Annotated in this window: 31 protein-coding genes; 20 read left to right on the top strand and 11 right to left on the bottom strand. The window is 63.3% G+C overall.

Going from position 1 to position 26006, the window contains the following annotated elements:
- Positions 1-53 precede the first annotated feature (53 nt).
- The 9 genes from NO934_RS03055 (at position 54) to NO934_RS03015 (ending at position 7707) form a co-directional block, all read left to right on the top strand.
- A complete protein-coding gene (locus tag NO934_RS03055) occupies positions 54-2846 on the top strand; it encodes a putative monovalent cation/H+ antiporter subunit A (protein ID WP_309162194.1) in 2793 nt (930 codons plus the stop codon).
- Positions 2846-3223: a Na+/H+ antiporter subunit C gene (locus NO934_RS03050; protein ID WP_309162193.1), complete on the top strand. Its 378-nt coding sequence runs from the start codon at positions 2846-2848 to the stop codon at positions 3221-3223. Before NO934_RS03055 ends, NO934_RS03050 begins: the two co-directional genes overlap by 1 nt.
- 139 nt (positions 3224-3362) lie before the next feature.
- Complete coding sequence (locus NO934_RS03045) at positions 3363-4955, top strand: proton-conducting transporter membrane subunit (protein ID WP_309162192.1); 1593 nt, start codon at positions 3363-3365, stop codon at positions 4953-4955.
- Positions 4952-5431, top strand: coding sequence for a Na+/H+ antiporter subunit E (locus tag NO934_RS03040; RefSeq protein ID WP_309162191.1), 480 nt, complete (start codon positions 4952-4954; stop codon positions 5429-5431). Before NO934_RS03045 ends, NO934_RS03040 begins: the two co-directional genes overlap by 4 nt.
- Positions 5428-5754 carry a cation:proton antiporter gene (locus tag NO934_RS03035; RefSeq protein ID WP_309162190.1) on the top strand — a complete coding sequence of 109 codons (327 nt, stop codon included), beginning with the start codon at positions 5428-5430 and terminating at the stop codon, positions 5752-5754. Before NO934_RS03040 ends, NO934_RS03035 begins: the two co-directional genes overlap by 4 nt.
- Complete coding sequence (mnhG, locus tag NO934_RS03030) at positions 5751-6101, top strand: monovalent cation/H(+) antiporter subunit G (protein ID WP_309162188.1); 351 nt, start codon at positions 5751-5753, stop codon at positions 6099-6101. Before NO934_RS03035 ends, mnhG begins: the two co-directional genes overlap by 4 nt.
- Positions 6102-6240: 139 nt before the next feature.
- Positions 6241-6663, top strand: a complete 423-nt coding sequence (locus tag NO934_RS03025) for a MucR family transcriptional regulator (protein WP_309162187.1) — start codon at positions 6241-6243, stop codon at positions 6661-6663.
- A 176-nt stretch (positions 6664-6839) separates the two neighbouring features.
- Positions 6840-7238, top strand: a complete 399-nt coding sequence (locus NO934_RS03020) for a helix-turn-helix domain-containing protein (RefSeq protein WP_309162186.1) — start codon at positions 6840-6842, stop codon at positions 7236-7238.
- Positions 7225-7707 (top strand): DUF6456 domain-containing protein, encoded by a 483-nt coding sequence (locus tag NO934_RS03015; protein ID WP_309162185.1) that lies wholly within the window; start codon positions 7225-7227, stop codon positions 7705-7707. Before NO934_RS03020 ends, NO934_RS03015 begins: the two co-directional genes overlap by 14 nt.
- Positions 7708-7822: 115 nt before the next feature.
- On the opposite strand, the gene NO934_RS03010 is transcribed toward NO934_RS03015, so the two are convergent.
- Together NO934_RS03010 and NO934_RS03005 are read right to left on the bottom strand one after the other, a co-directional pair.
- A complete protein-coding gene (locus NO934_RS03010; protein WP_309162184.1) occupies positions 7823-8248 on the bottom strand; it encodes a SufE family protein in 426 nt (141 codons plus the stop codon).
- 45 nt (positions 8249-8293) lie between these two features.
- Complete coding sequence (locus tag NO934_RS03005) at positions 8294-8596, bottom strand: hypothetical protein (protein WP_309162183.1); 303 nt, start codon at positions 8594-8596, stop codon at positions 8294-8296.
- A 320-nt stretch (positions 8597-8916) separates the two neighbouring features.
- Between NO934_RS03005 and NO934_RS03000 the strand changes: the two genes are divergently transcribed.
- From NO934_RS03000 to NO934_RS02990, 3 genes are read left to right on the top strand one after another with little or no spacing between them, the layout of a single operon-like run.
- On the top strand, positions 8917-10395 hold the full coding sequence (locus NO934_RS03000) for a PAS domain-containing sensor histidine kinase (RefSeq protein WP_309162182.1): 1479 nt from the start codon (positions 8917-8919) through the stop codon (positions 10393-10395).
- Positions 10392-11390 (top strand): peptidoglycan-binding domain-containing protein, encoded by a 999-nt coding sequence (locus NO934_RS02995; protein WP_309162181.1) that lies wholly within the window; start codon positions 10392-10394, stop codon positions 11388-11390. The genes NO934_RS03000 and NO934_RS02995 overlap by 4 nt, the downstream gene beginning before the upstream one ends.
- An 18-nt stretch (positions 11391-11408) precedes the next feature.
- On the top strand, positions 11409-11744 hold the full coding sequence (locus NO934_RS02990; RefSeq protein ID WP_309162180.1) for a DUF1491 family protein: 336 nt from the start codon (positions 11409-11411) through the stop codon (positions 11742-11744).
- Between the two features lie 47 nt (positions 11745-11791).
- On the opposite strand, the gene NO934_RS02985 is transcribed toward NO934_RS02990, so the two are convergent.
- The gene (locus NO934_RS02985) at positions 11792-12934 is read right to left on the bottom strand and encodes a DUF2336 domain-containing protein (protein WP_309162179.1); all 1143 of its coding nucleotides are present in this window, start codon (positions 12932-12934) and stop codon (positions 11792-11794) included.
- 169 nt (positions 12935-13103) lie between these two features.
- On the opposite strand from NO934_RS02985, the gene NO934_RS02980 reads away from it, so the two are divergent.
- The gene (locus NO934_RS02980) at positions 13104-13271 is read left to right on the top strand and encodes a hypothetical protein (RefSeq protein WP_309162178.1); all 168 of its coding nucleotides are present in this window, start codon (positions 13104-13106) and stop codon (positions 13269-13271) included.
- A 5-nt stretch (positions 13272-13276) separates the two neighbouring features.
- Positions 13277-14086 (top strand): hypothetical protein, encoded by an 810-nt coding sequence (locus NO934_RS02975; protein WP_309162177.1) that lies wholly within the window; start codon positions 13277-13279, stop codon positions 14084-14086.
- 447 nt (positions 14087-14533) lie between these two features.
- Here the strand turns inward: NO934_RS02975 and NO934_RS02970 are convergent, their stop codons facing one another.
- The 3 genes from NO934_RS02970 to NO934_RS02960 are packed head-to-tail and all read right to left on the bottom strand — an operon-like array spanning position 14534 to position 17812.
- On the bottom strand, positions 14534-15079 hold the full coding sequence (locus NO934_RS02970) for a hypothetical protein (protein ID WP_309162176.1): 546 nt from the start codon (positions 15077-15079) through the stop codon (positions 14534-14536).
- Entirely contained in the window at positions 15076-15651 is a 576-nt protein-coding gene (locus NO934_RS02965) for a DUF1214 domain-containing protein (protein ID WP_309162175.1), read from the bottom strand. Before NO934_RS02965 ends, NO934_RS02970 begins: the two co-directional genes overlap by 4 nt.
- 4 nt (positions 15652-15655) lie before the next feature.
- Complete coding sequence (locus NO934_RS02960; RefSeq protein ID WP_309162174.1) at positions 15656-17812, bottom strand: PBP1A family penicillin-binding protein; 2157 nt, start codon at positions 17810-17812, stop codon at positions 15656-15658.
- Between the two features lie 184 nt (positions 17813-17996).
- On the opposite strand from NO934_RS02960, the gene NO934_RS02955 reads away from it, so the two are divergent.
- The 3 genes from NO934_RS02955 to csgH all read left to right on the top strand — a co-directional run bounded on the left by NO934_RS02955 (position 17997) and on the right by csgH (position 19570).
- The gene (locus tag NO934_RS02955) at positions 17997-18446 is read left to right on the top strand and encodes a YcgN family cysteine cluster protein (RefSeq protein ID WP_309162172.1); all 450 of its coding nucleotides are present in this window, start codon (positions 17997-17999) and stop codon (positions 18444-18446) included.
- A gap of 207 nt (positions 18447-18653) precedes the next feature.
- Positions 18654-19091 (top strand): curlin, encoded by a 438-nt coding sequence (locus NO934_RS02950; protein WP_309162171.1) that lies wholly within the window; start codon positions 18654-18656, stop codon positions 19089-19091.
- A 65-nt stretch (positions 19092-19156) separates the two neighbouring features.
- On the top strand, positions 19157-19570 hold the full coding sequence (gene csgH, locus NO934_RS02945) for a curli-like amyloid fiber formation chaperone CsgH (protein ID WP_309162170.1): 414 nt from the start codon (positions 19157-19159) through the stop codon (positions 19568-19570).
- Between the two features lie 33 nt (positions 19571-19603).
- Here the strand turns inward: csgH and NO934_RS02940 are convergent, their stop codons facing one another.
- Positions 19604-20791, bottom strand: a complete 1188-nt coding sequence (locus NO934_RS02940; protein WP_309162168.1) for a hypothetical protein — start codon at positions 20789-20791, stop codon at positions 19604-19606.
- A gap of 231 nt (positions 20792-21022) precedes the next feature.
- Between NO934_RS02940 and NO934_RS02935 the strand changes: the two genes are divergently transcribed.
- Entirely contained in the window at positions 21023-21418 is a 396-nt protein-coding gene (locus tag NO934_RS02935; RefSeq protein WP_309162166.1) for a curlin, read from the top strand.
- A gap of 1 nt (position 21419) precedes the next feature.
- Here the strand turns inward: NO934_RS02935 and NO934_RS02930 are convergent, their stop codons facing one another.
- Genes NO934_RS02930 through NO934_RS02920 form a run of 3 tightly spaced genes read right to left on the bottom strand, consistent with a single transcriptional unit; the run spans position 21420 to position 22977 of the window.
- Positions 21420-22139, bottom strand: coding sequence for a DNA alkylation repair protein (locus NO934_RS02930; protein ID WP_309162165.1), 720 nt, complete (start codon positions 22137-22139; stop codon positions 21420-21422).
- The gene (locus NO934_RS02925; protein ID WP_309162163.1) at positions 22136-22630 is read right to left on the bottom strand and encodes an SRPBCC family protein; all 495 of its coding nucleotides are present in this window, start codon (positions 22628-22630) and stop codon (positions 22136-22138) included. Before NO934_RS02925 ends, NO934_RS02930 begins: the two co-directional genes overlap by 4 nt.
- Positions 22630-22977, bottom strand: coding sequence for a metalloregulator ArsR/SmtB family transcription factor (locus NO934_RS02920; RefSeq protein WP_309162161.1), 348 nt, complete (start codon positions 22975-22977; stop codon positions 22630-22632). The genes NO934_RS02925 and NO934_RS02920 overlap by 1 nt, the downstream gene beginning before the upstream one ends.
- Positions 22978-23128: 151 nt before the next feature.
- Between NO934_RS02920 and NO934_RS02915 the strand changes: the two genes are divergently transcribed.
- Complete coding sequence (locus NO934_RS02915) at positions 23129-23599, top strand: SRPBCC family protein (RefSeq protein ID WP_309162159.1); 471 nt, start codon at positions 23129-23131, stop codon at positions 23597-23599.
- On the opposite strand, the gene aac(3) is transcribed toward NO934_RS02915, so the two are convergent.
- Positions 23600-24397, bottom strand: a complete 798-nt coding sequence (aac(3), locus tag NO934_RS02910; protein WP_309163639.1) for an aminoglycoside 3-N-acetyltransferase — start codon at positions 24395-24397, stop codon at positions 23600-23602.
- Positions 24398-24609: 212 nt separating this feature from the next.
- Between aac(3) and NO934_RS02905 the strand changes: the two genes are divergently transcribed.
- Positions 24610-25833: a lytic murein transglycosylase gene (locus NO934_RS02905; protein WP_309162158.1), complete on the top strand. Its 1224-nt coding sequence runs from the start codon at positions 24610-24612 to the stop codon at positions 25831-25833.
- Positions 25834-26006 lie beyond the last annotated feature (173 nt).

The raw sequence follows: 26006 nt of genomic DNA, 5'->3' as shown, positions 1-26006 counted from the left end.
TTGCTCACTGATTCTCGCTGGGGATTGGAAACGCATACAGTCTGGGGGCTCGTTTGGGACCAAGTCTTGATGTCATCGTTGCGCTGATTGCGGTCGCGCCCTTCGTTGCGGCGCTGTTTGCGCCCTGGATCAAGACGTTCACCGGACCGTTGGCCGGCTGGATCCTCGCGATCGTCCCCGCCGCGATCTTTATGACGTTCCTGAGCTTTATCGGCCCTATTTCGGAAATGTCGGTGATCCGCGCCGGGCTTGAATGGATTCCCGCCTACGGCATCAATTTTTCGTTCTTCGTCGATGGCTTGAGCCTCGTTTTCGGCGTGCTGATCTCGGGCATCGGCACTTTCATCGTCATCTATTCGGGCGGTTATCTCGCCGGGCATCCGCATCAGGGGCGGTTCTTTTCCTATATCCTAATATTCATGGGCTCGATGCTCGGCCTGGTTCTGGCCGATAACGTCTTCACCCTGTTCGTCTTCTGGGAACTGACCTCGATCGCCTCGTTCCTTCTGATCGGGTTCGATCATACCCGCCAAGCCGCGCGCCGCGCCGCCATTCAGGCGCTGGTCGTCACCGGTGGCGGCGGGCTGGCGCTTCTGGCCGGGCTGATCGTCCTCACTCTGATTACTGGCCAGAACAGCCTCGTGGGCATGCTGACCACGGCGGGAACGGTGCAGGAAAGTCCGTTCTATATGGTGGCCCTGTTGCTGGTCATCGCCGGCGCCTTCGCCAAATCGGCCCAGGTGCCGCTGCATTTCTGGCTTCCCAACGCCATGGAGGCGCCGACCCCGGTTTCCGCCTATCTCCACTCGGCAACCATGGTGAAGGCCGGTGTTTATCTGCTGGCGCGCATGAATCCCGTGCTCGGCGGCACCGAGCCCTGGTTCTGGATTCTGACTCTCTTCGGTGGAGCGACGCTGCTGATGGGGGGCGTTCTGGCCGTGCGCCAGACCGATCTCAAGCAGATGTTGGCCTATACCACGCTGGGTTCCCTCGGCCTTCTCGTTCTGCTCATCGGCTTCGGCACCAAGGAGGCGATCCTGGGCGCCATCCTGTACCTATGCGCTCATTCGCTGTTCAAGGGCGCCATGTTCATGATCGCCGGCACCATTGATCACGGCACCGGAACGCGCGACATCACCGTGCTGGGCGGGCTCAGGGAAGCCATGCCGGTAACGTTCGTCGCCGCCATTCTGGCTGCCATCTCCATGGCGGGCTTTCCCATCGCCATCGGCTTTCTCGCCAAGGAGGAGATGTATCTGGCGCTGACCGGTGGTGTCTGGCCTGATCTGCTGTTCCTCGCGGTGCTGGTCATCGGCAATGCCCTGATGATGGTCGTCGGCCTCATCGTCGCCTTCAAGCCGTTCCTGGGCGATCTTCGCCCCACGCCCCATACGCCGCATGAAGGCTCGCTCAGCCTGTGCATCGGCCCTGTGGTGCTTGCGGTCCTCGGCGTCATTGCGGGCCTCTTCACCGATTGGCTGAACCTCGCCGTCCTCAACCCGACCGGCGGCTCGATCTATAATGCCGATGTCGATGCCCATATTTACCTGGCGTTCGACCTCACCAATCCCGCCGTATGGGCGTCCATCGTCACCTGGGCGCTCGGTGCCCTGATCTTCTGGCAAGCCGACGCGGTCCGCTCCACCTTGCGCCGCACCGGCGAGGCGATCGGCTGGACCTTCGACATCGGGTTCGATGCCGCCATGTTCGGCCTTGTCCGTTTCGCCGATCGGGTGACCCGTTTCCTCCATCACGGCCGTCTGGAATGGTATGTCCTCGTGATGTTCGTGGTGCTGGCCGTCTCGCTTTCGGCGCCATTGATCATAACCGACAGCCTTCCGCCCATTCCGCAATGGCCGACCCTTGCGTTCTACGAATGGGGCATCATCGCCATTGCCGCCATCGGTCTGGTGACGGTGCTCGGGGCCAAATCCCGCGTCACGGCAATCGTCGCCCTCGGCATCCAGGGCTTTGCCGTCGCCGTGATCTTCATGCTGTTCGGCGCGCCTGATCTCAGCTTCACCCAGTTCATGGTTGAAACGCTGACAGTGATCATCATCGCCCTGGTCATGACCCGACTGCACCTCGATCAGTCCGATCGCCGCGATCTCGAAACCGCCATTCGGGACGGCGCCGTTGCGCTGGCGGTGGGTGCGGGCATCACCCTGCTTTTGCTGGTCGTCCTCCAGAGCGACCTCGATCTGGCGCTCTCCGAGCTCTTCCGGGCAACCAGTACGCCGATCGCCCACGGGCGCAACATCGTCAACGTCATCCTCGTCGACTATCGCGCCATCGATACCCTGGGTGAAATTTCCGTGGTGATGGCGGCTGGCCTTGCCATTCTGGCGCTGATCAGGCTGCGCGCCCGGTCCAGCGGCACCGAGCATCTCGCCCCCCCGCCGACGCAAGAAAGGGAGCACGACATGAATACCGTCATCTTCCGCACCGCCGCGCCCGTGCTGACGGCACTCATGCTGGTGTTTTCCGTGTTCGTCCTTCTGCGCGGCCACAATGAGCCCGGTGGCGGCTTTATCGGCGGGCTCATCGGCGCCTCCGGCCTTCTGATCTATGGCATCGCCATGGGCGTCGAGGCCACCCGCAAGGCGCTGCGCGTGCATCCCCTGTCCCTTGCCGGCCTGGGTGTCGTCCTGGCCGCGATTTCGGGGCTGATGTCGCTGGCGGCCGATGTGCCGTTCCTCACCGGGCTCTGGTGGATATTCGAGATGGACGGCTCGGAAATCGCGCTCTCGACCCCGCTGATTTTCGACATCGGCGTCTATGCTGTCGTGGTGGGAGCCTTCGGCACCATCGGGCTGGCGCTCGAAGGCGATGAGGGAGAAGACTGATGGAAGTTGCGCTCGCCGGCCTCATCGGCCTGTTCTTCACCATCGCCGCCTATCTGCTGCTCTCGAAAGCCATCATCCGCATGCTGCTGGGCGTGGCCATCCTGGGCAATGGCGTCAATCTTTTGATCTTTACCGTTGGCCGGCTCACCGCCGAAGTGCCCCCCATCGTTCCCGACGGCCAGTACGTGCCGCTCGATGGGTCGGCGAACCCGCTTCCCCAGGCCCTGATCCTCACCGCCATCGTGATCAGCTTTGCGCTGCTCTCGTTCCTGCTGGTGCTGGGTTATCGCGCCTATCAGGAGCTCGATGCCGACAACACCGACAACATGCGTATCGCCGAGCCCGAAGACGCTCCGCGGCCGCCCCTGAGCTATTAGTGCGTATGCAGCAAAAGCATGTCCCCGGCTTGGCCGGAGATGGAAACGGTTTTGCGGTTCGGAGACGCGACAAAACAAAGGATTAGGCCCAAGGATTTGATGCAATCAAATTCTGAACGGCGCTAGGCAGGTTGGATAGATGGCGACAGCCGGTACCTCATACGATTCCCTCGAACTCCCCCCCGCCATGATCGAGGTGGCAACCTCGGCCGCCGATTGGGTGGTGGTCTGGCCCGTTGCCCTCGCCCTGTTCGGCGCGGGGTTCCTGGTCATGCTGCGCGGCCAGCGCGGCATCCAGTTCCCTTTCGCCGTGGCGGTGATCCTGGCGATCATGGTCTCCAATCTCTATCTCCTGGTCCGGATCTTCGAGACAGGTCCGGTGGCCATGACCATGGGCAAATGGCTGCCGCCCTTCGGCATCACCTTTGCCGCAGACATGACCAGCGCCGTCTTCGCGCTCGCCGCGTCCTTCGCCGCGCTGATCGTCGCCTTCTACGCTCAGACCGAATTGACCGAGCGCGGTCACCGCTTCGGGTTTTATCCCATGCTGCTCTTGCTGCTCTGCGGCGTCAGCGGCTCGTTTTTGACCGGCGACATCTTCAACCTCTATGTCTGGTTCGAGGTGATGTTGATTGCGTCCTTCGGCATGCTGATCCTGGGCGGACGCCGGCTTCAACTCGATGGCGCCATCAAATACGGCTTCCTCAACTTCCTCGCGACCACCTTTTTCCTGATCGCAATCGCCTATCTCTATGGCCTGACCGGCACGCTGAACTTTGCCGATCTGGTCGCCAAGGCCGCCGATATCCCCATCGGTCCGTTGACCGCTGTTGCGCTGCTGTTCCTCTTTGCTTTCGGCGTCAAGGCCGCCGCCTTTCCCGCCAATGCCTGGCTCCCCGCCTCCTATCATACGCCGGCGGTCTCGGTGTCGGCGATCTTTGGTGGTCTGCTCACCAAGGTCGGCGCCTATGCCGCCATCCGCATTCTCGTCATGGTCATGCCTGACGGGCACGCCAATTTCCAATGGCTGATCGCCGTTGTCGCCTTCGCCACGCTCATCCTGGGCCCGTTGGGCGCCCTCGCGCAGGTCAATCTGCGCCGCGCCATCGGCTTCCTGGTCATTGGCGGCATCGGTGCCATCTTTGCCGGCTTCGCGCTGGGCACCATGCACGGCATCGGCGGCGCGGTCTTTTACGCCGTCCACTCGATGCTGGCCATCACCGCGTTCTATCTCCTCGCCGGCCTGATCGAGCAGATGACCGGCACCACCGATATCCGCAGGATGGGCGGCATCTACGCCGCCAACGCGCCGGTCTCGATCCTGTTCATTGCGATGGTGTTCATCATTTCGGGCATGCCGCCCTTCCTCGGGCTCTGGCCCAAGATACTTCTGGTGGAAGGTGGAGCGCGCGCCGACAATTGGTGGCTGGTTTTCGCCCTGCTCGCCAATTCCTTCCTGACGCTGATCGCGGCCAGCCGGCTTTGGGCCCACATCTTCTGGCGCAATGGCCAGGAGGGCGAGCGTTCCGAACAGCCCAATCCCGATCTGCACCCCCTCGAGCGGGAAGAAACCGTCTTTGGCCTTGTGCCCACCATGGCGCTCATGGCGGTCATCGTGGTGCTGGGCCTTTTCCCCAACTGGCTGTTCAGCGCCTCGGGCATCGCCGCGCGTGATATGCTTACGCCCGAACGCTATGTCGAAGCTGTATTCGCCGAGGTGCCGCAGCCATGACCTTCGTTTTTCTCGTCGTCACGCTTTCGATCGTCTGGGCCGCCGTCACGGGAGGCTTCACGGTCCTCAATCTGCTGCTGGGCGCCTTTGTGGGCGCCATAGCCGCGCTTTTCATCCGTGATCGCATTGGCCGGCCGCACCTGGCCAGCCGGTTCGGCCGCATTCTCTCGCTGGCCCTGCTGTTTATCGCCGAACTGGCGCTGGCGGCCTGGAGGGTGGCGATCCTCGTGATCTCCCCCAACATGCACAAGCGCCTTGCCCCATCGATCATTGCCTATCCGCTCACCGTGACCAGGGACGTCGAAATCACGCTGCTCGCCAACCTGATCACGCTCACGCCGGGCACGCTCAGCGTCGACGTCTCGGAGGACCGCAGCGTGCTCTACATCCACGTCCTGGAAATGCACGACCGCGATGAGGTCATCGCGTCAATCAAGAACGGGTTTGAGGCCCGGATCATCGAGGTATTCCAATGATCTCAGGTCCCGAGTTCCTGCATCTGGCGACAACGATATCTCTGGGGATTCTCAGTCTCGCATTACTTGTGACAATTTACCGCATCATCGTCGGTCCCAGTCTTCCCGACCGTATTCTGGCCCTCGACATGCTCATCGCGGTGGCGATCGGCTATATCGTGGTCATCGCCTTGCGCACGGGATTCACCCTTTATCTCGATATCGCCATTGCCCTGGGGCTGGTGGGTTTTCTCTCCACCGTTGCGTTTGCCCGCTTCGTCCTGCAGCGTTGGGAGATCGATAAGATGTCGCGTGAGGACCATCTCGAGGAGGCGCGTAAATGATCGTCGAAGGCCTTTATTATCTTGCCGGAATCATGCTCATCGTCGGCGCGATCTTCAGCTTTCTCGCGGCTTTCGGCATCGTGCGGCTGCCTGATCTGTATACGCGGATGCACTCGGCGTCCAAGGCCGGGGCGGTCGGCTCGGGCCTGGCCTTGCTGGCCATCGCCCTGGTCAGTTTCGATGGAGCTGTGATCCTGCGCGCGCTGCTGGGTATCGTGTTCTTCATGCTCACCGCGCCTATCTCGGCGCACTTGCTTGCGCGGGCCGCCTATATTGCCGGTTATCGGCCTTCGGCCGGTTTCTCTGTGGATGAGCTGGAAAAAAGTGGCGAATTGCCAAGTAAATGATGTTTTACCCCAAATTTTGCCAAGTTGTGCGCCAATGCTTGCAAACGGTAAAGAACAACAGTAAGTGATCCAGAATGGATCATCCGGGAATTGTCCGGAGACCGATTAATTAGCCCTCATACGCAAGAAGGGATTTGCGATGACCGCTCTGGCCCCCGCCGAGAACAAGGTCGAGCTGGACCTTGTCGAATACAGTACTGATATCGTTGCAGCTTATGTAAGCCATAATGCCATTAGCCCGACTGATCTTCCGCGCCTGATCGCGGATGTCCATGCAGCCCTCAAGGCGCTGGGCACCGAGGAAGTCGCGGCGCCGGCCGAAGAAAAAAAGCCCGCCGTTCCGGTCCGCAAATCGGTGACCCCCGATTATATCGTCTGCCTGGAAGACGGTAAGAAGTTCAAGTCGCTCAAGCGCCACCTGCGCACCCACTACAATCTCTCGCCGGAAGAATACCGCGAGAAGTGGGGTCTGCCGGCCGATTATCCTATGGTCGCGCCGTCCTATTCGGCGACCCGCTCCAAGCTTGCCAAGGACAACGGGTTGGGCCGCAAGGCCGGCTGATCCGTTCTCCGAAGACTGTTTTTGTTCAAGGGCCGCATCCGCGGCCCTTTTTCTTTGTCCAGCGCCTTGTTGTCCCCGCCTGACCGAACTGACGTAAAATAGTCGCCCGCAACTTATCCCCGCGTCCGCACTCTCCGTTATAGGAATTATATCCTATATTATGAGAGAGTGGTCCTATGACGATCTGGATTTCCAACGCCGCGCGGCATCATCGGGAGCTGCTTTCGCCAGCGCTGCGGCGCGATTGCCGGTTGGTGGTGCTGACGGTGGCTTCCGCGACCGGTGTTCGCTATTGCGATTTCTTCGCCCGCTCGCGCATGCGCCTGCACACGGCCAGCGCCCGGCAATTGGCCATGTATCTGTGTCACACGCTCCTGGGGCTGACGCTGACCCAGGTGGGCCAGTTCTTCGGCCGCGACCGCACCACAGTGGCCCATGCCTGCAAGCAGGTCGAGGATGGCCGCGACGAAGGCAGCCCCGCCGATGCCCGCATCCTGGCCCTTGAAGCCGAGATCACTCGGATGTGCGGTGCGGGTGTCCGCCAGGCAAGCGAGGTGCACCATGCCCATGCGTGACCAGGAAAACGCCGCCCTGGCTCTCTTGGGACGGGGCAGGGGAAGTGAGCCGGCCTATCTCGACTCGCATCATCTCGAGGCGGCCCATCGCGTGCAGACGTTGTTCGAAAGAAGCCGGTTGCGCCCGCGCACCACCATGCATTACGGGCCGCGCGTGGGTAGCGATGCCGGCCATGCCAACGACATCGGCGATATGGCCGTCGACGCCCGCCGGCAGTTGGCCGGTCTTTATCGTGCCCTTCCGCCTGATTGCGCCGATCTTGTCATCGACATCTGCGGCTTTGAAAAAGGGCTGCAGGAGGTCGAGACCGAGCGTGGCTGGCCGCGCCGCAGCGCCAAGCTCGTCCTGCGCATCGCCCTGGAAGCCGCCGCCCAGCATTTCGGCCTCACCCCGATCGCCACCGGCGTTGCCACCACCCGCAACCGCTCCTGGCTCGCCGAGGGCGCCCGCCCCAACGAGTTCGGCTAGACCCGAACGCCATTCCGCTCCACCCCTCGTCGTCTTCGGGCTTTACCCGGAGCCCCGCAAGGCTTCCGTCTCCGCGAACTCATGCAAGGCGCCCGGAATGTCTCGGCAAACAGCCCTAGCTGGCCTGCGCATCGGCGCGCAACCGCGCCACCATTGCCGCCAGCCCGTTGGAGCGCTGCGTGGAAAGATGCTCACGCAGCCCGATCGAATCGAGGATCGGCATGGCGTCGGTCGCCGCAATATCGGCGGCGGTGCGGCCCGAATAGAGCGCCAGCACGATGGCGATCAGCCCCTTGACGATCATCGCGTCGGAATCGCCGCGGAAGGTGAGGATCGTGCCGGCATCGCCCGGCGCGCTTTCGGTCACCAGCCACACCTGCGAGGCGCAGCCATGCACCTTGTTATCGGCCGATCGCTCCTCATCGGTCAGCAGAGCCAATCCCTGACCGAGTTCGATGATGTAGCGGTAGCGGTCCTCCCAGTCATCGAGGAAAGAGAGGTTCTCGGCGATCTCGTCAAAGGCAGGCGTCGTCTTGTTCATGCCCGCTCTTTAGACCCTGCGGCGCGGCAATGAAAGGGGCAGGGGCTAATACGCCCAATCGGGCCGGGGCGGAGGGAACGCGGCTGCGCCGGAAGATTGCGGTGCCGGTGCCTCGACGATCTCGACAGGCGCCGGCGCAGCGGCAACCCGCGTCAGCACCGACCTTCCCACGGTGCATTCGAGCGTGTCGCAGCTTTCGGGCAGCAGCACTTGGCTGGCGGTCTGGGCGCCCTGGCTCACGAGCTGCTCGCCCGTCGAGCGCGCGGCTTCGCCCACATCCATCCCCACGGTCGGTGCCATGACGATGAAGGCGGCGGAAAGCCAGAAAGCTGAGCGGATCAGGAACATGCCGAATACCCTTGGTCGTCCTTTTGTTCAGGACAGCTTAGGGAAACAGCCTAGCGCCGCGATGTGAAGCATTATTGGAAAACTTGGCTAAAATTTTTAGCAAATGCCGCCGGTCCGGGCACGGTCGCGTTAAGCAACACTCTGTTTACGCTACCCCCAGAAATCGCCCTCGCGCATTGCCTGATTCCCCGCTCCCTGCTGCCAAACGCCTTGGGACTTAAGGGTGTTTTAGGGCTTGGGTGGAAGTGTGGCGCAAGCGGCGGGGAACATCTCCCCAAAGCCTGGTCACAGCGTATCGTGGCCCCAAGAGTAGAGCGTTCATGCGTAATCCGTTTGCAGTTTTGAGTGTCGCGAGCCAGTGGGCGCTATCGGGACGTCCGGCCGATGGTGCGGGCGACGCACGCCGCAAACCCATCACGCTTGCACTCGCCGCCGCGATTGCTCTCGCCGCTCCCTTGTCCATCGGTCTGTTGCTCGGCGCCAGTCTGGTTCCGCTCATCTGTGCCATCGCCGCCACCCTTGCGATTGCAGCGCTCGTCGCCCTCCGCGTTGGCGTGTTGGCGACACCGCCGCGCAACCAGACGCAAAGCCTCGCCGCCTTGGCCGAAACCATGTTCGGCGCGGTGATCCGCTACGATGCGGAGGGCGTACCCACCTTCGTTTCCGCCTCGGCGGGCAAATTGCTCGGTTGCCGGCGCTTCGAACTCGATGGCTCAGGCCTTTTCGAGCGCGTCCACGTCATGGACCGGCCGGCCTATCGCAAGGCCATTTCCGACGCCGCCAACGGTGCCGCTCCAGCGACGATCGAGCTGCGCCTGCGCCGCGATACCGCCGAGCCCGGTGCCAGTGCGCGCTATCTCTGGATCGAACTTTCGCTCGCCCCGCTGCTTATCGCCCCCGAGGCGTCCGCGCCTTGCGAAGTGCTGGGCGTCCTGCGCGACATCAGCGCCCGCAAGGATGCCGAGCGCCAGCTCGAAACCGCCCGCAAGCAGGCCGAGGACGCCTCGCAAGCCAAGTCGCGGTTCCTCGCCACCATCGGGCACGAGTTGCGCACCCCGCTCAATGCCATCGTCGGCTTTTCCGACATGATGAGCGAAGGCATTGGCGGCACGCTTTCGCCTACCCATGCCGAATATGCCGGCCATATCAGCCGCAGCGGCCATCACCTGCTCGACGTGGTCAACATGCTGCTCGATATGTCCAAGATCGAAGCGGGCAAGTTCGAGGTCCAGGCCGAACTCTTCGCCCCCCATGACCTGATCGAGCCCTGTCTGCAGATGGTGGAAAAGCTTGGCCGGGATCGGGCGATCACCATCGAAACCGCCATCCCCGATCGGCTGCCCCAGATCGTGGGCGACGAGCGCGCCTGCCGTCAGATTCTCATCAACCTGCTGTCCAACGCCGTCAAATTCAGCCACGATGGCGCCAGTGTCTCCCTTTCTCTCAAGCGCCAGGGCCGGATGCTCAACATTTCGGTCACCGATTCGGGCATAGGCATGCATCGTGAGACGGTCGAGCGGATCGGCGAACCGTTCCTCCAGGCCCAGGACACCCTGTCGCGGCGCTATGAGGGGACCGGGCTGGGCCTCTCGATCGTGAAGGGCCTGGTGTCCCTGCATGAAGGGCGGCTGGAAGTGGTCTCCGAACCGGGCGTGGGCACCACGGTCAGCGTGCTGCTGCCCATCGATGGTCCCTCGCGCGCCATGCGCACGGCGACCATCGAGCACCTCTACAAGACCAGGCGTGACAGCGACGAAGAAAAATGGCTCGAAGACGAAAGAAGAAGCGTAGCACAATGACGTCAGCTCTTGCCCAGATTCCCTTGGCAGTCGGCGCCAGCGCGGCGGGGCTGGCAAGCCGCGCCGCTGTCTGGAGCGCAAACCAGTTCCTGCGTTCGCCGGTCGCTGCCACGGGGCTCATTCTGGTGTCCGGCCTGACGCTCATGGCCGCCACCAATGCCGTGTTCCTGCAGGAGGAGCGTCACCCCGCGCCGCTCTTTGTCTCCGGCGCCGCAAATTCGGCCCCGATCCGCCCCGTCGTGGTCGAGCCCGAATCCATTCCCCAGCGCCCCGCGCCCGAACCGGCCGCCGAGCGCACTCCAGCAGAACCCGCGCCTCAGCCACAGCCCGAAGCCTCGGCGGAGCCCGAACCCGCCGCCCAGGCCCAAGCTCCGGCCATCGGCAATCAGGACATTGCCGAACTGCAGGAAAAGCTCCAGGCGCTCGGCTTGTTCAACGGCACGGTCGACGGCTATTACGGCCCCAACACCGCCGATGCCATCCGCGCCTTCGAATCGCGCTTCAATCTCCCGCGCACCGGCGCCGCCACCCCGCAGGTCATCGAAGCCGTGCGCAACGCGCCGCTCCAGACCTCCGAGGCGCCGGCCCCGGCGCCCTCGCCATCGGTGGCCGCCGAACCCACGACCGATGAGATCGCACCGCTCGTTGCCCGGATGCAGGAAGAAGCGGCCTCGGCGCCTTCCGAGCCCGCCGCCCAGCCGACCCAGGAGCGCCAGACGGTCGCCGATATCTCGCCCGATGTCCCCGCCCCGGCACCGGCCCCCGCCGAAGCCGCCGATCCGGACGTTCCCCCGGCGCTCGATCGTGATCTGGTCAGCGACATCCAGCGCGGCCTCAGCCGCCTTGGCTTCCTGCAGGCTCCGGTCAACGGGGTCGCCGACGAGGCCACGGCTCGCGCCATCCGCCAGTTCCAGATCTTCAACAATTACCGGCCGACCGGGGAGGTTTCTCCCATGCTCCGCCAGATGCTGGTCGAAGCGGGCGCCTACCTCTAATCCGGTAGGGGAGGGACCATGCAGCAATTGCGGTCAGACATCTGGTGCGCCGCCTTCGTGCGGCGCCACAACGACCAGGGCAATTTCTGCGTCGTCTCCCGGCGCGGCGACGCCATCGCCGGACAGGTTTGGATCGAGGTCGATCACCTCGATGGCACCGTCTCGCTCTTCACCCCCGCGCCCGGCGCGCTGCTCGATTCCCCGCCCGCCGATCGCGTTTTTCAGAAGCGCTTCAGCCGCACCGACCCGCTCACGGTCAAGGACCGCATCTCCCGCGAGATAGAGTTCGACCAAGACCTCTGGGTGCTTTCGCTCGACTTGCGCGGCGAAGATATCGGGGTGGATGTGGTCTAGGATCTTTGATCCGGTAACGCGCCGGCTCGGCACAGCCCCGATGGCCGTTAACCCGCCTTGCGGCTCGATTTCAGCCTGTCCAGCGCTTCCAGCGCCCGTTCGCCCACGCCTCCGCCGCGCTGGGCGGCAGGCGTCCGCCGGCTCGGCTCGGTGACACGGCCGTATTCGGGCTTGCTGAGTTCGCCGGCCTTGGCGTCCCCGCGCCACACGCTCATCACATAGACCATCGCGGACACCGATACGTCCTCGAACAGCCTCGCAAACCCGGCAAGCGTCTTGGATCGGTCCTCGTCATGGCTGGTCGCGTGGATGAGCACCTTGAGCCCGTCATAGGACGTGCACCCGAACGCCCGCAGCACAACGAACAGCGCCGCTCCGCTGGTGTCGTGGGCAATTTCGGCGCAGCGCAGCTCATCGAGCCCGGTGATCTGGTGCAGCAGCCGCGTGATCTTGGGCCGCCGGTTATCCGAAAACAGCTTCATCAGCGCGCCGGTGAATTCCTCGGTCGCCACCGATATCTGCTCGAATGTGCGCATCATCGGCACGTGCGGCAGGCTGCGCCTGCCATAGGCCTTGAGCACGTTGATCCGCCCCTCTTCGGGCAGGTCGAAGAACACGCCCGTCAAAAGCGCCGCATCGAAATCATCCCGCCGGGCCAGGACGGCGGCGACTTCGTGATCCATCTCCGCCGACCGGGTGAGTGCCGTCAGATACGCCCCGCGTGGCGCAATCGCGGTGTTGCCCGCCAGCGCGCGATAAACCTTGCGGCTGTTGATGGGAAACAGGCGCGCCAGAATGGCGCCGGACAGCCCCGGCCGCCGCGCGATGGCGGCGATCACGTCGATATTGCCCTTTTCGATCAGCCGGAACAGCAGGTCGTCCGAGAGCGTGGGCGCGCTTTCCAGATGCGCGATCAGCCCGGTGCCGAGGTTTTCGTAAACGAGGATTTCCAGCGACGGGGTGAGATTTTGCGCGCTGGCGAGAATGCCCGCCGCTTTGGTCCGCGCCTCCGGCGCTGCCGTGGGGAACAGCCGCTTGGCCAGTGCCTCGAACTGCTCGGCTTCGGCCGCCAGCGGCTTGGCTCGTCGGGCATAGGCGTCGCACGCCGCGATCAAAAGGGTGTTGGCCCGCTCGGTTCCACCCGTCTCGATCAGCAACTGGAAGGTCTCATATGGCTGAAAGCCGATCATTTGGTCGACTCATTCCCCCGGTCCACAGTCATGTGTCCCACATTGATCCAGATTCGTTAGCGGACTGTTAACCTTGACGAAGTCTTAATGGGCCCTGTTCGGATCGCCCGGAACGGCATAGGGTCGCTTGGGGGCTCGCCCGGGGACGAACGGAAAAACGAGGCCATCGATGGGTACGCTGTTACACTTCAGCCCCAAGGTCCCGCGTCCGCTGTCGGTAGCGCCGGCGTGCGGGCCTGCGGAGGTCATCTTGTTCACCGGCGTGCGCTATGAGCGCGGCGCCGTCGCCACCACACCCAAGCCGACCCGTAGATTGAAGCGGACACGCAAGGGCTGAGGGCGTTGAAACACTGGTTGATTCGCGGCGCTCTGGCCGCCACGACGCTTGTTTTGCTTGCCGCCTGCACCACGCGCCCCACGGGCGATTTCGGCCGCGCCCAGCCCGGCGTGCTTCATGACGAGATCCTGCCGGCCATCGGCCAGAGGGCCGCTGCGTACCGGGGCGAGCCGGTTTCCGATTTCAACCTCACCGATCAGGAACGCGAGATGCACGATCGCGTCTGGCGTTTCCTCATCGCGCCTCACGCCCATGACTGGTTCTACGACAGCGCCGTCGAAATCCAGCGCACCCGGCTGGGGGCCAATCTCGATACGCAATTCGTCGTCGATCGGTACTACGCCTATCTGCGCGGCACGGATTTCCAATCCTCCCGCGTGCGCTACAGCAGGGTCGCCAACGATATCGAAATCGATATCGCCACGATCCCCGGAACCTTCGCTGCCATCTGCCGGGTGCTCGAGGTCGATCGCCAGCGCGCCATCGCGGTCGCGAACGTATCCCTCGCCGCTCCCGATGCGCCCGCCGAGGTCGAGGCGCGCCGATGGGAGAACCAGCAAAAGATCGCCTGGTTCACCCGCGCTCTGGCCTATCGCTACGCATCCTATTCGACCGCGCTCGAACGCCTCCTGGTCGAAACCCCGCACGAGGAAGCCCGCATCGTCGATGCCCAGCTCGCGCGCATGGAACCCTACGTCACCCGCGCCCGCGCCGGCGATTTCTGCCTCACCGGTAGCGGAGGAATGGTCTTCAAGGACACGGGCCTCCCCTCCCGCTACCAACTGCCCCAACCCGCCACACTCGTCCGCAAATAACCGACACCGCCGCCTACCGCACCCACCCCACCCATCATTCCGCCGCGCTCGCTTCCGAACCCAGCCACAGCGCTTCCCCACCCCCACCGTGTCACCCCGGGCCCGGGGCAAGGTATGCGCACCGCCTTCGACTCTTTCCTTCGCGCAACCTCAGCGCACCCCTCATCCGACGCTTCGCGGCCACCTTCTCCCTCAAGGGGAGAAGGGTAGTCCTTGGCAAGCTCAGTCGGAAACCAGCGAACGGGCTTTGCTCCAACGCCAGCAGCACCCTTCCTTCTCCCCTTGAGGGAGAAGGTGGATCGCCCAAAGGGCGAGACGGATGAGGGGTGCTCTGAGCCAGCGACACGCGCAATCGCCTGAACCTCATACCCGCACTCCCCACCTCGTCGTCTTCGGGCGCGACCCGGAGACCCGCAAGGCCCCCACGCCCTCAGAAGAAGTGTATCCCTACCGGATCGTCCCGCAATCCAGCGCCGCCAGCGCCTCGCGATAGCGCTCGCGCATGGCCGGATGCGGCGGGGCCAGCCGCACCACCACGGCGGCGTCGTTTCCACCGGCCTCCACGATCAACAGCCCTTCGTCGATCTCGAAGCGCTGTTCCGCCAGCAGCCGCGTCTGCGCCGGATTGAACAGCCCCATGTCCAGCAGCGCACCCGATCCCGACCGGTTGGTGGTCGAATAGATGACATGCCCCTGCCGGTTGAAAACCGCCACCGACCAGAAGGCGAGGGGCAATTGCCCGTTAACGATCCCCGGACCATCCTCCAGCTCCAGCCGGCACACCGCATAGAGCAGTTCCGGGTCGAGCCCGAGAGGATTGGGCTCACCCGGCGCCAAATCCTCGAGCACCACCAGCGTTTCGAGCGGCGCGGCCTCCTCGAGCCGGTTCCAGATGTCGTGCGTGGCCGCATTGGGCAGTGTGAGGATGACGATCAGATGGATCACGCCCCCCAGCACCAATCCGCCGATGATCCAGAAAAACAGTCGGCTCATGGACACCCGACTCTCTCGATCGATGGCATGGCATCCACCGTCGTGTTGCCGCCCGAAAACACCACGGCGTCGTAAAGCGTCAACTGAAGCTGAAACGGCCCGCCGGGCTCGATTTCCAGCCAGTTCTGCGGCGCCAGTTCAGGGCTGATGCTGGCAACCAGCGCGCCATCCCCGCTGCGCGCCAGCCGCTCGCTGTGCAGCGCCATCAGCTCGGGCGAAGCCGCGATGTTGACCCCCGCGAGATCGGTCGCCGCCAGTGTCCAGAAGCTCGCCCCCGGAACGCGCCCGCTCACCCGGTAATGGCAGTTCGCATTGAGCGGTTCGCCCGCGTCGTCGGTTTGGGCGACAAACCGGATACCCTCGGCATAGCCGAGCTGGAGATGGCCGGATCGGGCGAGATAGGCCCGCGTATAAGGGTCGGGCAGCGGTTGGCCCACCTGCGGCCATGCGGCCCACGGCCCCACCCGCACCGCCGCGAACAGCCGGCCGTCGGTCAGCGCGTAATAGCTCGCGCCAAACCCCACGGCAATCGCCACAGCGAGGCCCACCAGCAGTCGGAACAGCAACCCCAAGACGTCAGAGACTTTCGTTATTCGAGGGCAGGGCGGCCTGGTTGAGCGCGCCGCCGGCGCCATTGGCGAGTGCCTCGCGCATTTTCTCGGACAGATCAAGGAGCTTGATCGCGGCGGCCGGGGCCAGGGTCGGTGCGCGTTCGGGCGCGGTCTCTTCCCCGTCGCCGCCCTCGGCATCGGCAATCACCAGCGGCCGCGGTTCCATGTCGACGCCGAACAGCGGTTTGACCTCGATATTGGAGTGCGCATAGGCCATGAATTTCTGCCAGCTCATCGCCGGCAGCGTGCCGCCGGTGAGGTTGTTCATGGCCTCGTAATTGTCGTTTCCGTACCAGACCGAAGCGACATAATTGCCGGTATAGCCCACATACCAGGCATCGCGATACGAACTGGTCGTGCCCGTCTTGCCGGCGCTGGGCACGCCTTCGACCACGGCTCGCCCGCCGGTGCCCTCGTAATTGACGGCATTGAGCACGTCGTTCATCGCCAGCACCACCTGCTCGTCCAGCACGCGCTCGCGGCCCTGGTCGGGATTGGCTTCATAGACCACTTCGCCCCGCAGCGTGGTGATGCGCGTGATGCCGAACCCAGTGGCCCTGTAGCCGCCATTGGCGAACACCGCATAGGAGGATGCCATGTCGAGCGCGCTCACCGAGGCCACGCCCAGGGCCAGCGAGCGGGTCACCGGAAATTCGTTCCGGATGCCCAGCCGGTGCGCCATGTCGGCGATCGGCTGGCGGCCGGTCTCGATCGACAGCCGCACCGGAACGGTGTTGATCGAGGACGCGACCGCCGCCCGGATGGTTGTCGAGCCGCGATAGGAGCGGCCATAGTTCTGCGGACACCAATTGCCGATACAGACCGGAGCGTCCGAAATGGCATCGCGCGGCGTCATCCCGAGCATCTCGAACGCGGTGGCGTAAACGAAGGGCTTGAAGGCCGATCCCGGTTGCCGGTTGGGCGCGGTGGCGCGGTTGAACTGGCTCTGGCCGTAATCGGTGCCGCCCACCATGGCCCGCACCGCCCCATTGTGCTCCATCACCACCATGGCGCCCTGGCTCACATTGTAGGCCGCGCCCTGTTCGCGCAGCACCGAGATGATCGCGTCCTCGGCGTGGGTCTGGAGGTCCGGATCGATGGTGGTGCGCACCACAAAGCCCAGTTCGGGGCTGTCGCCCACGATCCGCTTGGTCTCGAGGAAAGCCCAGTCGAGGAAATAGTTGGGCGAATTGACCTCTTCGGAGCGGTCCACCGGCTCGGCCGGGCGCCGGCGCGCGGCGGTCACTTGCCCTTCGGTCAGATATCCGGCGTTGACCATGTTGGTGAGCACCACATTGGCCCGCCCGCGCGCCGCCGCGATATCCACATGCGGGGCAAAGCGCGTCGGCGCCTTGTAAAGCCCCGCCAGCATGGCCGCTTCGGCAAGGTCGATATCCTGGATCTGCTTGCCGAAATAATATTCGGCCGCCGCCACCACCCCGAAATTGCCGCCGCCCATATAGGCGCGGTCGAGGTAGAGCTTTAGGATTTCGTCCTTGGAATAATTGGCTTCCAGCCAGAACGAGAGGAACAGTTCCTTGATCTTGCGCTCGATGGTGCGCTCGTTGGAGAGGAACAGGTTCTTGGCCAATTGCTGGGTGATTGAGGAGCCGCCCTGCAGGCTCGAATCGCCTTCGGCGTTTGAGAGAAGGGCCCGGACCGTGCCCCAGACGTCGATGCCGAAATGCTCGTAAAACCGCCGGTCCTCGGTCGCCAGCGTCGCCCGGATCAGAAAATCGGGAATCTCGGACAGCGCCACCGAATCGTCGGCGCGGATGCCACGGCGCCCGATCTCGTTGCCGTAGCGGTCGAGGAAGATCACCGAATAGTCCTCGGCCCGGTTGAATTCGCCCGAAGCGGTTGCATCCATGGCCGAAAGCGCCAGCGCCACCATCAGCACGGCGCCCATTGCTCCGAAGCTGAGCGCATCCGACGCAATTTCGACCAGAAAACGGCTTATGCCGCGAACCGAGAACAGCGAGAAGAAGTCCTGGATCTTGGTATAGACCCGGCCCGTGGACCGCATGCCGTCATAGAGGAACGAGTCGAGCCAGGCATCGGCCTCGAGCAGCCGGTTCTTGCCCTTGGAGCGCTTCTGTTTGCTGTAAAACGGGTCTTGCACCGTGGGCCCTTCGGTTCTGCTCGCTCGTCAACGCGCGTCCGGGCGCGCTGGATCCCGGATCGGTTGTATTGTAAGGCTATCGTTGCGGATCGGCACCACAATTTTGTGTAAAGCCTTCCAATTGAGTTAAGGCCCGCTTAGTCAGGTGCGGCCGGATGAAATGAATGTGGAGTGGGTTTCGCCCATGGCCTTTTGGGATGAAAAGCCGCTCGAAGCGATGACCACCGAAGAGTGGGAAGCGCTCTGCGACGGCTGCGGCCGCTGCTGTCTTTTGAAGCTCGAAGACGAGGACACCGGCCAGATCTATGCCGCCAATGTGCGCTGCAAACTGCTCGACGGTGAGACCTGCGCCTGTTCCGATTATCCCAACCGGCAGGCCAAGGTTCCCGATTGCATCAAGCTCACGCCTGAAAAGGTCGGGCAGATCGCCTGGATTCCCAAAAGCTGCGCCTATCGCCGCATCGCCGAGGGCAGGGGGCTCGCCTGGTGGCATCCGCTCGTGTCGGGCGATCCCAACACCGTCCATGCAGCGGGTATTTCCATACGCAATCGTACGGTTGCCGAAGAGGATGCCAACACCGACGATTGGGAGAGTCACATCATCGATTGGGTCGATTGGGAGCCCGAAGAATAGGCTTTCGCAGAGCATTTCGGTGATCGCCATATAGACGTGTCGATCATCCGCACATTGGCCGGTCTCGACCCCGATATGCACGGTCGTGCGCTATGAATGCTTTCTGAACATTCGATTCAGGGCCGGTTCCAACGCCCGGCTCTAAACCTGATCCTGCAAGAGACATCCGGCGGCAGCAGCACCCGCCAGTCAACCAGGAGACGGAACATGATCAGGAAATTCGTTATCGCAGCCACCCTCGCCGCCGCCAGCTTCGGCGCTGTCGCCGCACCCGCCGCGGCCAACGATATCTTCATCAATCAGTGGGGCTGGAACCACTCCGCCGGCGGCCATCAGTCAGGCTGGGGCAACAAGATCGGCATCCACCAGAACGGCTGGCGCAATTCCACGTCCAACAACCAGTACGGCCACGGCAACACCGCCGCCACCGGCCAGGAGGGCCGCCGGAACAGCGCCGAAACCTGGCAGTACGGCAACAACAACCAGGCCGGCGTCGGCCAGTTCGGCTCCAACCACACCTCGATCCTGACTCAGGACGGCAATGGCAATGTCGCCGCCGGCGTTCAGGTCGGCAATGGCTGCTCGGCCAATGTCGATCAGTACGGTTCGGGCAATGTCGCGGCCTTTGTTCAGGTCTGCCCTTGATTTAAGCTGAAATCTCCGCAGCCGGATCGGGCCTTCGGCCCGGCCGGCGGGAAAAGGAGGAGCCCATGATCGGCACCATTACACGCAACAGGATTTATATGCTCTCCGCCGCCGCCTTTGTCGCAATCGCTGCCATCGGCACCGCCAGCTATGCCGGTTCCGCCGACAGCGCCGCGGGAACCACTCGGCCCGTACCTTGCGAAGTCGTGGCAACGGAAACCGGCGGCGGAACAAGCCTTGAAGCGATTTACAACGCCCAGGGGCCCGTCAGCGGCACCTACCGTTTTTCGGTCAAAACCGTTGGCGGTGCCGGTAGTACCAATATCAATCAGGGCGGTGGCTTTTCTGCGCAGACGGCCGGCCCCATCTCGCTCGGACGCGTGAGCGTCGGCAATGCGCCCAGCTACGACATCTCCCTGACTGTCGAAGTCGACGGCCAGACATTCAATTGCCTCAACCCCAATGGGCAGTGGATATGAAAAAAGGCTCCGGATGGTCCCGGAGCCTTTCGTCTATTGAAGCTGACGCAATGTCAGTCCGCTGAGAATGCAATCGCCCTCCAGCACGAGTCCCGCGTCCCCCGGCGCGAAGTCGCAGGAAATCGGCGTCTCGATGCTGCTGCTGCCATCGATCTCCTCGATCACCAGCGAAGCCTCACCGGCAGAATAGGTGCCGCTCATCGCCGGGTCGGACGCCGATGCGTCAAGAACCAGGCTCGGCCAGGCTGCAAACGATCCGTCCTCCCCGAAGAGGAACGTCAGTACCTGCGGTCCCTCGCTCTGGGCGACATATCGGCCCGGCGCGAGTCCCTCGGTGGCCGCCCTTGCCGCGGCATCGCCTTGCTCCTGAAGCTCGGTAATCTGTGCTTCGAGCGCCGCAACCTCCTCGCCGCGATCCGATAGCGTATCGGCCAGGGAAGAAGCCTGGGCCTGCAATTCGTCGCGCTGGGCCTGGGCGTTCTCGATCTGGGATTGCAATTGCGCACGTTGGGCTTCGAGATCGGCGACCTCCGTTTCAAGGCTTTCGCGCTGTTCCTCGAATTCGGCCTGGCTGGCGCGAAGTTCGGCCAACTGGTTCTGCGCGGCGGCCTGGGCTTCGCGGGCCGCTTGAACTTCCGCCTCGATTTCCGAGGCCGCGCTCGTTGCGTCCGCCGCTTCCTGGGTGAGCTGTGCTGCCGTCTGGCGCAATTGCGCCTCTTCGGCCCGCGCCGTTTCCAACCTGCTGCCCACATCGGCAAGCTCGGCGGTGCTTTGTGCGATCCGGTCCTGAACCTCCGAGAACGATTGCTCGGCTTCCGCCAGATTGGCTTGCAACTCCTCGATCCGGCCCTGCCTCTCGGCAAGCGCGTCGGTCGTGGTTTGCAATTCGGTGTTGGCGGTTTCAAGCGCCTGTTGCGCGTCTTCGCTCTCGCTCACGATGGCGTCGCGCTCGCTGGCAAGAGTATCCCGTTCTTCGGTCAGCGTCGCAATCTCGGTTCTCAGTTCGTCCAGCGTCGCCCCGGATTCTTCCATGGCGGCGAGGTCGCTGGCCAGTTGATCGCGTTCGGAAGTCAGCGCGTTGACCGCGTTCTGCAGGCTTCCGCTGTTGGTGGAAGAGGTGAGCCAGAGCACCAGGAAGGCCAGCCAGCCGACCACGGCCAATCCGCCGAGGACCAGCACCAGGGAGTTGCGTTTGGGGGCAGTGGCTTCGGTATCATCCATAGCAAATCCTTTTTGCCGCGCGGGGCTAATGGGTAAGTGAGGGCGAGGCGTGAATCGGTTCCCGACACGGACAACAAGCGACGCAGGGCCAGAGTTCCCTCAAGCCTCCGTTACGGCCTCCGCCGCAATCTTAACGCCAGATAAACGCCGCCTTCCGTGTCGGTTCAGCGCCCAGGCGCCAATCTGTTGTCAATGGCGCTCAAGCGTCGATCAACCAGATGGAGCACGAACATGGCACGCAACAAGATCCTCGCCGGCATCGCCCTGGCTATCGCCCTCACCTCCACGGCGGTTCCCGCCCAGGCGGGGCAGATTTCCATCAATCTCGCGCCCCGCGATGCCGAACAGCACCGCATGTTGCAGGCAGGGCTCGGCCTTTACGCACTGGTCAATGAAATCGAAAGCGGCTCTATCCGCCAGAACGGCATCGGCAATATCGCCGGTATCATGCAGGGCGGCGGCAACAATCTCGGCATCGTGCATCAGGAAGGCAACGGTCATAACGGCACGCTCGACCAGCAGGGCGGCGGCAACAGCTATGGATTGTTCCAGTTCGGTGAGGGCACTTCCGCCCATGTCCGCCAGAGCGGCGGCCAGTCCGGTCTCGGCTTCGTTTTCGGCTGGTAGGCTATTTGCCCTTGGCGGCCATGTATTTCGCCCGGCTTTCGGGGTCGAAGTTCTCTAGCGTCGCGCGCAGCATGGTGCGCGGCATCGCCGCCGCATGGCGGTCGAGAAAAGCCAGAAGCTGCGGGGTATCCGCACCGATGGCACGCAGCATCCATCCGCAGGCCTTGTGGATCAAATCCTCGGGGTCCTCGATCAGAATTTCGGCAATGGCCAGCGCATCGTCGAAATCCTTGCGCCGGATAAAGGCGAAGGTGGCCAGCATCGCCGTGCGCCGCTCCCAGATCACCGGTGAGCGCGCCAATTGGTAAAGGATGTCGCGCGGCCGATCGACCAGATGCTCGCCGACCACGTTCCAGGCGCCCAGGTCGACAAGGTCCCAATTGTTGATCCTGTCGTGACGGCGCAGGTAGAGGTCATATAACGCCTGCCGCCGCTCCTCGCTGGTCTTTTTGGCGCGATACTGCTTGGCCATGATCGAGACGGCCCCGGCACGATGCTCGTGAATATCGCTTTCGAGCAGGATTTCGATCTCGGCCGGATCCATGTCGATGAACTGCTTGGCGGTGTCGAAGACATGCCCCATGCGCACGCCCATGAAGATATCGCCCTCGCCATACTGCCCTTCGCCGGTCTTGAAGTAGCGCTTGTACTTCTCCTTTTCCGCGTCCGACTGCAGCGTCGCCAGAACCGCCTTGAACGCTTCTGCGGTGGGGCTGCTCATGATGGGCTCGTCAAATCCGCCAGCAGCTTGTCGAGCGCCATGAAGCTGATCCCCATGCCCTCGGCCATGCCGGTCTCAACCGCCGAGTCGCGCTGGGCCTTGGATTCGAAGAGAATTGTCTGATGCATGCTGGTCCGGTCGCCATCGGGATGGAAAGCGATGGTCACCAGCATCTTTCCCATGCCGAAATCGTCATCGAAGGTTTCGGTCGCCATCAGCCTGGACGGCGGCTGAACCTCGTGAAACGTGCCCGTCATGCCCATGCTCGCGCCATCTGGCCCCGACCACACATAGCGATAGACCCCGCCAGCCCTGAGGTCAATTTCGCATGTGGCGAGTGACCATCCCTCCGCGCCCGTCAACCACCGCCGCACCAGATCGGGCGTCGTGTAACAGTCAAAGACAAGGTCGACCGGGGCATCGAAGATGCGCTCGACGACGATTTCAAGATCGGTCGGCGTCGAGACTGTCAGGCTGGTCGCAAAGCTCATCAGTTCCGTTCCCTTTTACGCTGGCTTTTGAGTTCTTCGAGCAGGTTGTCGAGCCGGGAAAAGTTAGCCTCCCAGACCTGGCGGTATTTCTCAAGCCAGTCCGTTGCCTCCTTGAGCGCCAGCCCCTCGATCTTGACCGGACGCCGCTGCGCATCGCGGCTGCGCGACACCAATCCGGCGCGTTCGAGCATCTTGATGTGCTTGGAAATGGCCGGCTGGCTCATCTCGAACGGCTCGGCCAATTCGGTGACCGTCGCTTCGCCTTCGAGCAAACGGGCCAGCATCGCGCGCCGGGTCGGATCGGCAAGCGCTATGAAGGTGGCATCGAGGCGTTCGGAATCCGTCATAATATAACCGTAAAGTTTGATAGCTTTATGGTTATTAAATTGCGCGCCAAATGTCAATGTTCGACCCGGTAGAAAAATCGATAGCGATTGTCGGTATGGTCAGCCCGCCGCCGTCCTAGCAGCATCAACACGCTCATCTGAGGAGACAGAAATGACCGCCCAACCCGCCAACGACAAGGAACTGGTTCTCGACCGGCTGATCGATGCCCCGCGCGATAAGGTCTATCGCTGCTGGACCGATCCCGAACTCGTCACCAAATGGTTCGCGCCCGCGCCCTGGACCACCCCGCGCGCCGATCTCGACGTCCGCCCCGGCGGATCGTGCACCGTCACCATGGCCGATCCCGACGGCAACGAATACCCCAATCCCGGCATCTATCTCGAAGTCGTGCCCAACGAGAAGCTCGTCTTCACCGACGCATTCAGCGCCGGCTGGGAGCCGACCGACAGGGCCTTCTTCACCTGCGAGCTGACCTTCGCCGACGAAGGCGGCAAGACACGCTACATCGCCCGCGCCAAGCACTGGACGGTCGAAGCCAAAGAGGAGCACGAGAAGATGGGCTTCCACGAAGGCTGGGGCATCTGCACCGACCAGCTCGAGGCCCTCGCCAAGACGCTGTGATCATTTCACGGAATGCTCGAGCCACGCTACAGCGTGCTCGAGCATGCCTTTGGCATCCACGAGCACGCACCGTGCATCTCCCACGAACCCCTCACGTCCCCGGCCGCCTTCCAGGTAAGTGGTGACGATGGTGGTGAAATAGTCGACGCCATCGAGCTGCGGGCATACGGCATCGGCCGTATCGAACTCCTCACTCATCCGCCAGACCACGCCCGCCGCCGTCGCAAACGGCACCTCGCAGCGTTTGATCCGCTTGTCGGGCAGCCGCGCCAGATGCTCGGCGTGATGGATCAGCGTCATGGTATCGAGCGGCGCGCCGATCATCAGCACCTTGCCGTCCGCCTCGACCAATTTCGCAAGCGGCGACCCCGGACCATAACCATAGTCGAGCGGATGATCCTTGGTCAGCCAGTCGGCCCGCGCGCCGATCGCCGTCATCGAGGCGCCGGGATTGGCGCTGCGCTCGGCGCCCGGCGTGGTCCGCAGGAATTCGGGAAATATCCCATTGTCCCGCACCGCGCGCGACCTTCGGGCGTCGTACCCGCCAACCTTGTCGCGCCATTCCTGTGGCACCCGCCCGCCGTCGTCGAGCAGCGCCTCGTAGCGTGCGTCCCAGTCGGTATAGGCCATCACCGTGCCCGCCTCGCCAACGGCTTCGCGCAATGCATCGATCAGCGTGTCGGGCCCATTGATCATCTCGCCCACGGCGCTCACCGCGGCATGAACCATGACGATGTCGCCATCGCCGAGGCCAAGGTTACGAAGGTCGGAGGAAAGGTCGGATCGGGAGAGGAACATCGCGGCGCTCACGAGAGAGTGAACGCCAGCTTAAGCGCCAGTGGCCGATAAGCCAACGTGCTTAACGCGCTCTTAAAGTCCTTGCTGCATTTTATGGCGCATCGAGTTGAGTAGCGCAGGCACATCAGGCTGTCCCACGGGGGCGAGGACAGCGTCTTGCCATAAAGTTGTGGCAGGGTGGGCCGGCGATTGGAACCGGAGAAGGTCCGTCCATGCGTAACAGAGCCCTTTCAGCCAACATTCCCACCTTGTCGCGCCGCAGCCTGCTTGCGCTGTCGCTGGCCGCGGGAACGAGCGCCCTGCTGCCGCGTCCGGCGCAGGCCAATGTGCAGAATTTCGTGGCCTCCATCTGGTCCGAGGCTTCCGCGCGCGGCGTCTCGCGCGCCATCTTCGATCAGGCTTTTGCCGGATTTGCGCCGTCGAGCCGTATCATGGACCTGACACGCAGCCAGCCCGAAATGGTCAAGACCACCGGCCAATATGTGTCCGATGCGGTGAGTTCCACCCGCATCTCCACCGGCCGGAGCATGCGCGGGGAATGGGCCCAGACCCTGGGTGTGGTGCAGCAGAACTGGGGCGTCCAGCCGGAAATCGTCCTGGGCATCTGGGGCATGGAGACCAATTACGGCTCCTATATGGGCGGCAACAATGTGGTGCATGCGCTCGCCACGCTCACCCACGGCAATTACCGGTACGATTTCTTCAAGAACGAGCTGCTGACCGCTCTGCAGATTCTGCAGGCCGGGCACGTCGCCCCGGCCCAGATGGTGGGATCGTGGGCTGGCGCCATGGGGCACACCCAGTTCATGCCGTCGAGCTTTATGGCCTATGCCGTCGACTATAACGGCAATGGCAGGCGCGACATCTGGAACTCGGTGCCCGATGCCTTGGCTTCGGCCGCCAACTACCTCAAATCCCATGGCTGGCGCCCCGGCGAGACCTGGGGATACGAAGTCCAGCTCCCCGGCAATTTCGATTATGGCCGCGCCTGGGATGTGGGCCGGCAATCGCTGGGAGCGTGGGAGGCCATGGGCGTGCGGCGCACCGGCGGGCGCACCTTCCCGCGTCCGTCCGACAATGGCAGGATTTTCATGCCGGCGGGCGGCAGCGGGCCGGTTTTCCTGCTGCTGCACAATTTCGATGTCATCAAGCGCTACAACAATTCCGACAACTACGCCCTTGCCGTCGGCCATCTTGCCGATCGCATCCTGGGCGTTGGTCCGTTCGCGCGGCCGTTCCCTGCCAACGAAGTCGGGCTTACCCGCAGCCAGCGCGAGGAATTGCAGGCCCTGCTCAATCGCCGGGGCTTCAATGTCGGCACGCCCGACGGGGTAATCGGGCCCAAGACGCGGTCGGGGATCATCGCCTTCCAGCGCTCGGCTGGCCTTTTGGCGGACGGGCATGCCTCGGGCGCGCTGCTTTCCGCACTCCGCTAAGTGCTTGATCGGGTTAGGACTGCGTAACCATAGGACTCGGTGAAATCCCGTAACGGCGGCTTACGCGTTACACTTGTCCCCCTGGCGCGTGTCCAGCAAAACTGGAAAACGGTTTTGCGGTTCGAACACGCGACGGAATAAAGGCGTAGCGAGAGATGACGCAGGGGATATCC

The organism is Pelagibacterium sp. H642, assembly GCF_031202855.1.
Lineage (GTDB): Bacteria > Pseudomonadota > Alphaproteobacteria > Rhizobiales > Devosiaceae > Pelagibacterium.
The sequence above is the reverse complement of the archived record's forward strand: the minus strand, read 5'-3'. Positions and strand labels throughout refer to the sequence as shown.

Excerpts from the sequence above, each read along its gene's own strand:
- NO934_RS02935 (WP_309162166.1), top strand. The coding sequence starts at position 21,023 with ATGGCACGCAACAAGATCCTCGCCGGCATCGCCCTGGCTATCGCCCTC.
- NO934_RS03005 (WP_309162183.1), bottom strand. The coding sequence starts at position 8,596 with ATGTTCCTGATCCGCTCAGCTTTCTGGCTTTCCGCCGCCTTCATCGTC.
- NO934_RS02955 (WP_309162172.1), top strand. The coding sequence starts at position 17,997 with ATGGCCTTTTGGGATGAAAAGCCGCTCGAAGCGATGACCACCGAAGAG.
- NO934_RS03010 (WP_309162184.1), bottom strand. The coding sequence starts at position 8,248 with ATGAACAAGACGACGCCTGCCTTTGACGAGATCGCCGAGAACCTCTCT.
- csgH (WP_309162170.1), top strand. The coding sequence starts at position 19,157 with ATGATCGGCACCATTACACGCAACAGGATTTATATGCTCTCCGCCGCC.
- NO934_RS03050 (WP_309162193.1), top strand. The coding sequence starts at position 2,846 with ATGGAAGTTGCGCTCGCCGGCCTCATCGGCCTGTTCTTCACCATCGCC.
- NO934_RS02985 (WP_309162179.1), bottom strand. The coding sequence starts at position 12,934 with ATGATCGGCTTTCAGCCATATGAGACCTTCCAGTTGCTGATCGAGACG.
- NO934_RS02990 (WP_309162180.1), top strand. The coding sequence starts at position 11,409 with ATGCAGCAATTGCGGTCAGACATCTGGTGCGCCGCCTTCGTGCGGCGC.
- NO934_RS02995 (WP_309162181.1), top strand. The coding sequence starts at position 10,392 with ATGACGTCAGCTCTTGCCCAGATTCCCTTGGCAGTCGGCGCCAGCGCG.
- NO934_RS02915 (WP_309162159.1), top strand. The coding sequence starts at position 23,129 with ATGACCGCCCAACCCGCCAACGACAAGGAACTGGTTCTCGACCGGCTG.
- NO934_RS02920 (WP_309162161.1), bottom strand. The coding sequence starts at position 22,977 with ATGACGGATTCCGAACGCCTCGATGCCACCTTCATAGCGCTTGCCGAT.
- NO934_RS03020 (WP_309162186.1), top strand. The coding sequence starts at position 6,840 with ATGACGATCTGGATTTCCAACGCCGCGCGGCATCATCGGGAGCTGCTT.
- mnhG (WP_309162188.1), top strand. The coding sequence starts at position 5,751 with ATGATCGTCGAAGGCCTTTATTATCTTGCCGGAATCATGCTCATCGTC.
- NO934_RS02925 (WP_309162163.1), bottom strand. The coding sequence starts at position 22,630 with ATGAGCTTTGCGACCAGCCTGACAGTCTCGACGCCGACCGATCTTGAA.
- NO934_RS03045 (WP_309162192.1), top strand. The coding sequence starts at position 3,363 with ATGGCGACAGCCGGTACCTCATACGATTCCCTCGAACTCCCCCCCGCC.
- NO934_RS03040 (WP_309162191.1), top strand. The coding sequence starts at position 4,952 with ATGACCTTCGTTTTTCTCGTCGTCACGCTTTCGATCGTCTGGGCCGCC.
- NO934_RS02980 (WP_309162178.1), top strand. The coding sequence starts at position 13,104 with ATGGGTACGCTGTTACACTTCAGCCCCAAGGTCCCGCGTCCGCTGTCG.
- NO934_RS03000 (WP_309162182.1), top strand. The coding sequence starts at position 8,917 with ATGCGTAATCCGTTTGCAGTTTTGAGTGTCGCGAGCCAGTGGGCGCTA.
- NO934_RS02905 (WP_309162158.1), top strand. The coding sequence starts at position 24,610 with ATGCGTAACAGAGCCCTTTCAGCCAACATTCCCACCTTGTCGCGCCGC.
- NO934_RS03025 (WP_309162187.1), top strand. The coding sequence starts at position 6,241 with ATGACCGCTCTGGCCCCCGCCGAGAACAAGGTCGAGCTGGACCTTGTC.
- NO934_RS03035 (WP_309162190.1), top strand. The coding sequence starts at position 5,428 with ATGATCTCAGGTCCCGAGTTCCTGCATCTGGCGACAACGATATCTCTG.
- NO934_RS02950 (WP_309162171.1), top strand. The coding sequence starts at position 18,654 with ATGATCAGGAAATTCGTTATCGCAGCCACCCTCGCCGCCGCCAGCTTC.
- NO934_RS02940 (WP_309162168.1), bottom strand. The coding sequence starts at position 20,791 with ATGGATGATACCGAAGCCACTGCCCCCAAACGCAACTCCCTGGTGCTG.
- NO934_RS02970 (WP_309162176.1), bottom strand. The coding sequence starts at position 15,079 with ATGAGCCGACTGTTTTTCTGGATCATCGGCGGATTGGTGCTGGGGGGC.
- NO934_RS02930 (WP_309162165.1), bottom strand. The coding sequence starts at position 22,139 with ATGAGCAGCCCCACCGCAGAAGCGTTCAAGGCGGTTCTGGCGACGCTG.
- NO934_RS03015 (WP_309162185.1), top strand. The coding sequence starts at position 7,225 with ATGCCCATGCGTGACCAGGAAAACGCCGCCCTGGCTCTCTTGGGACGG.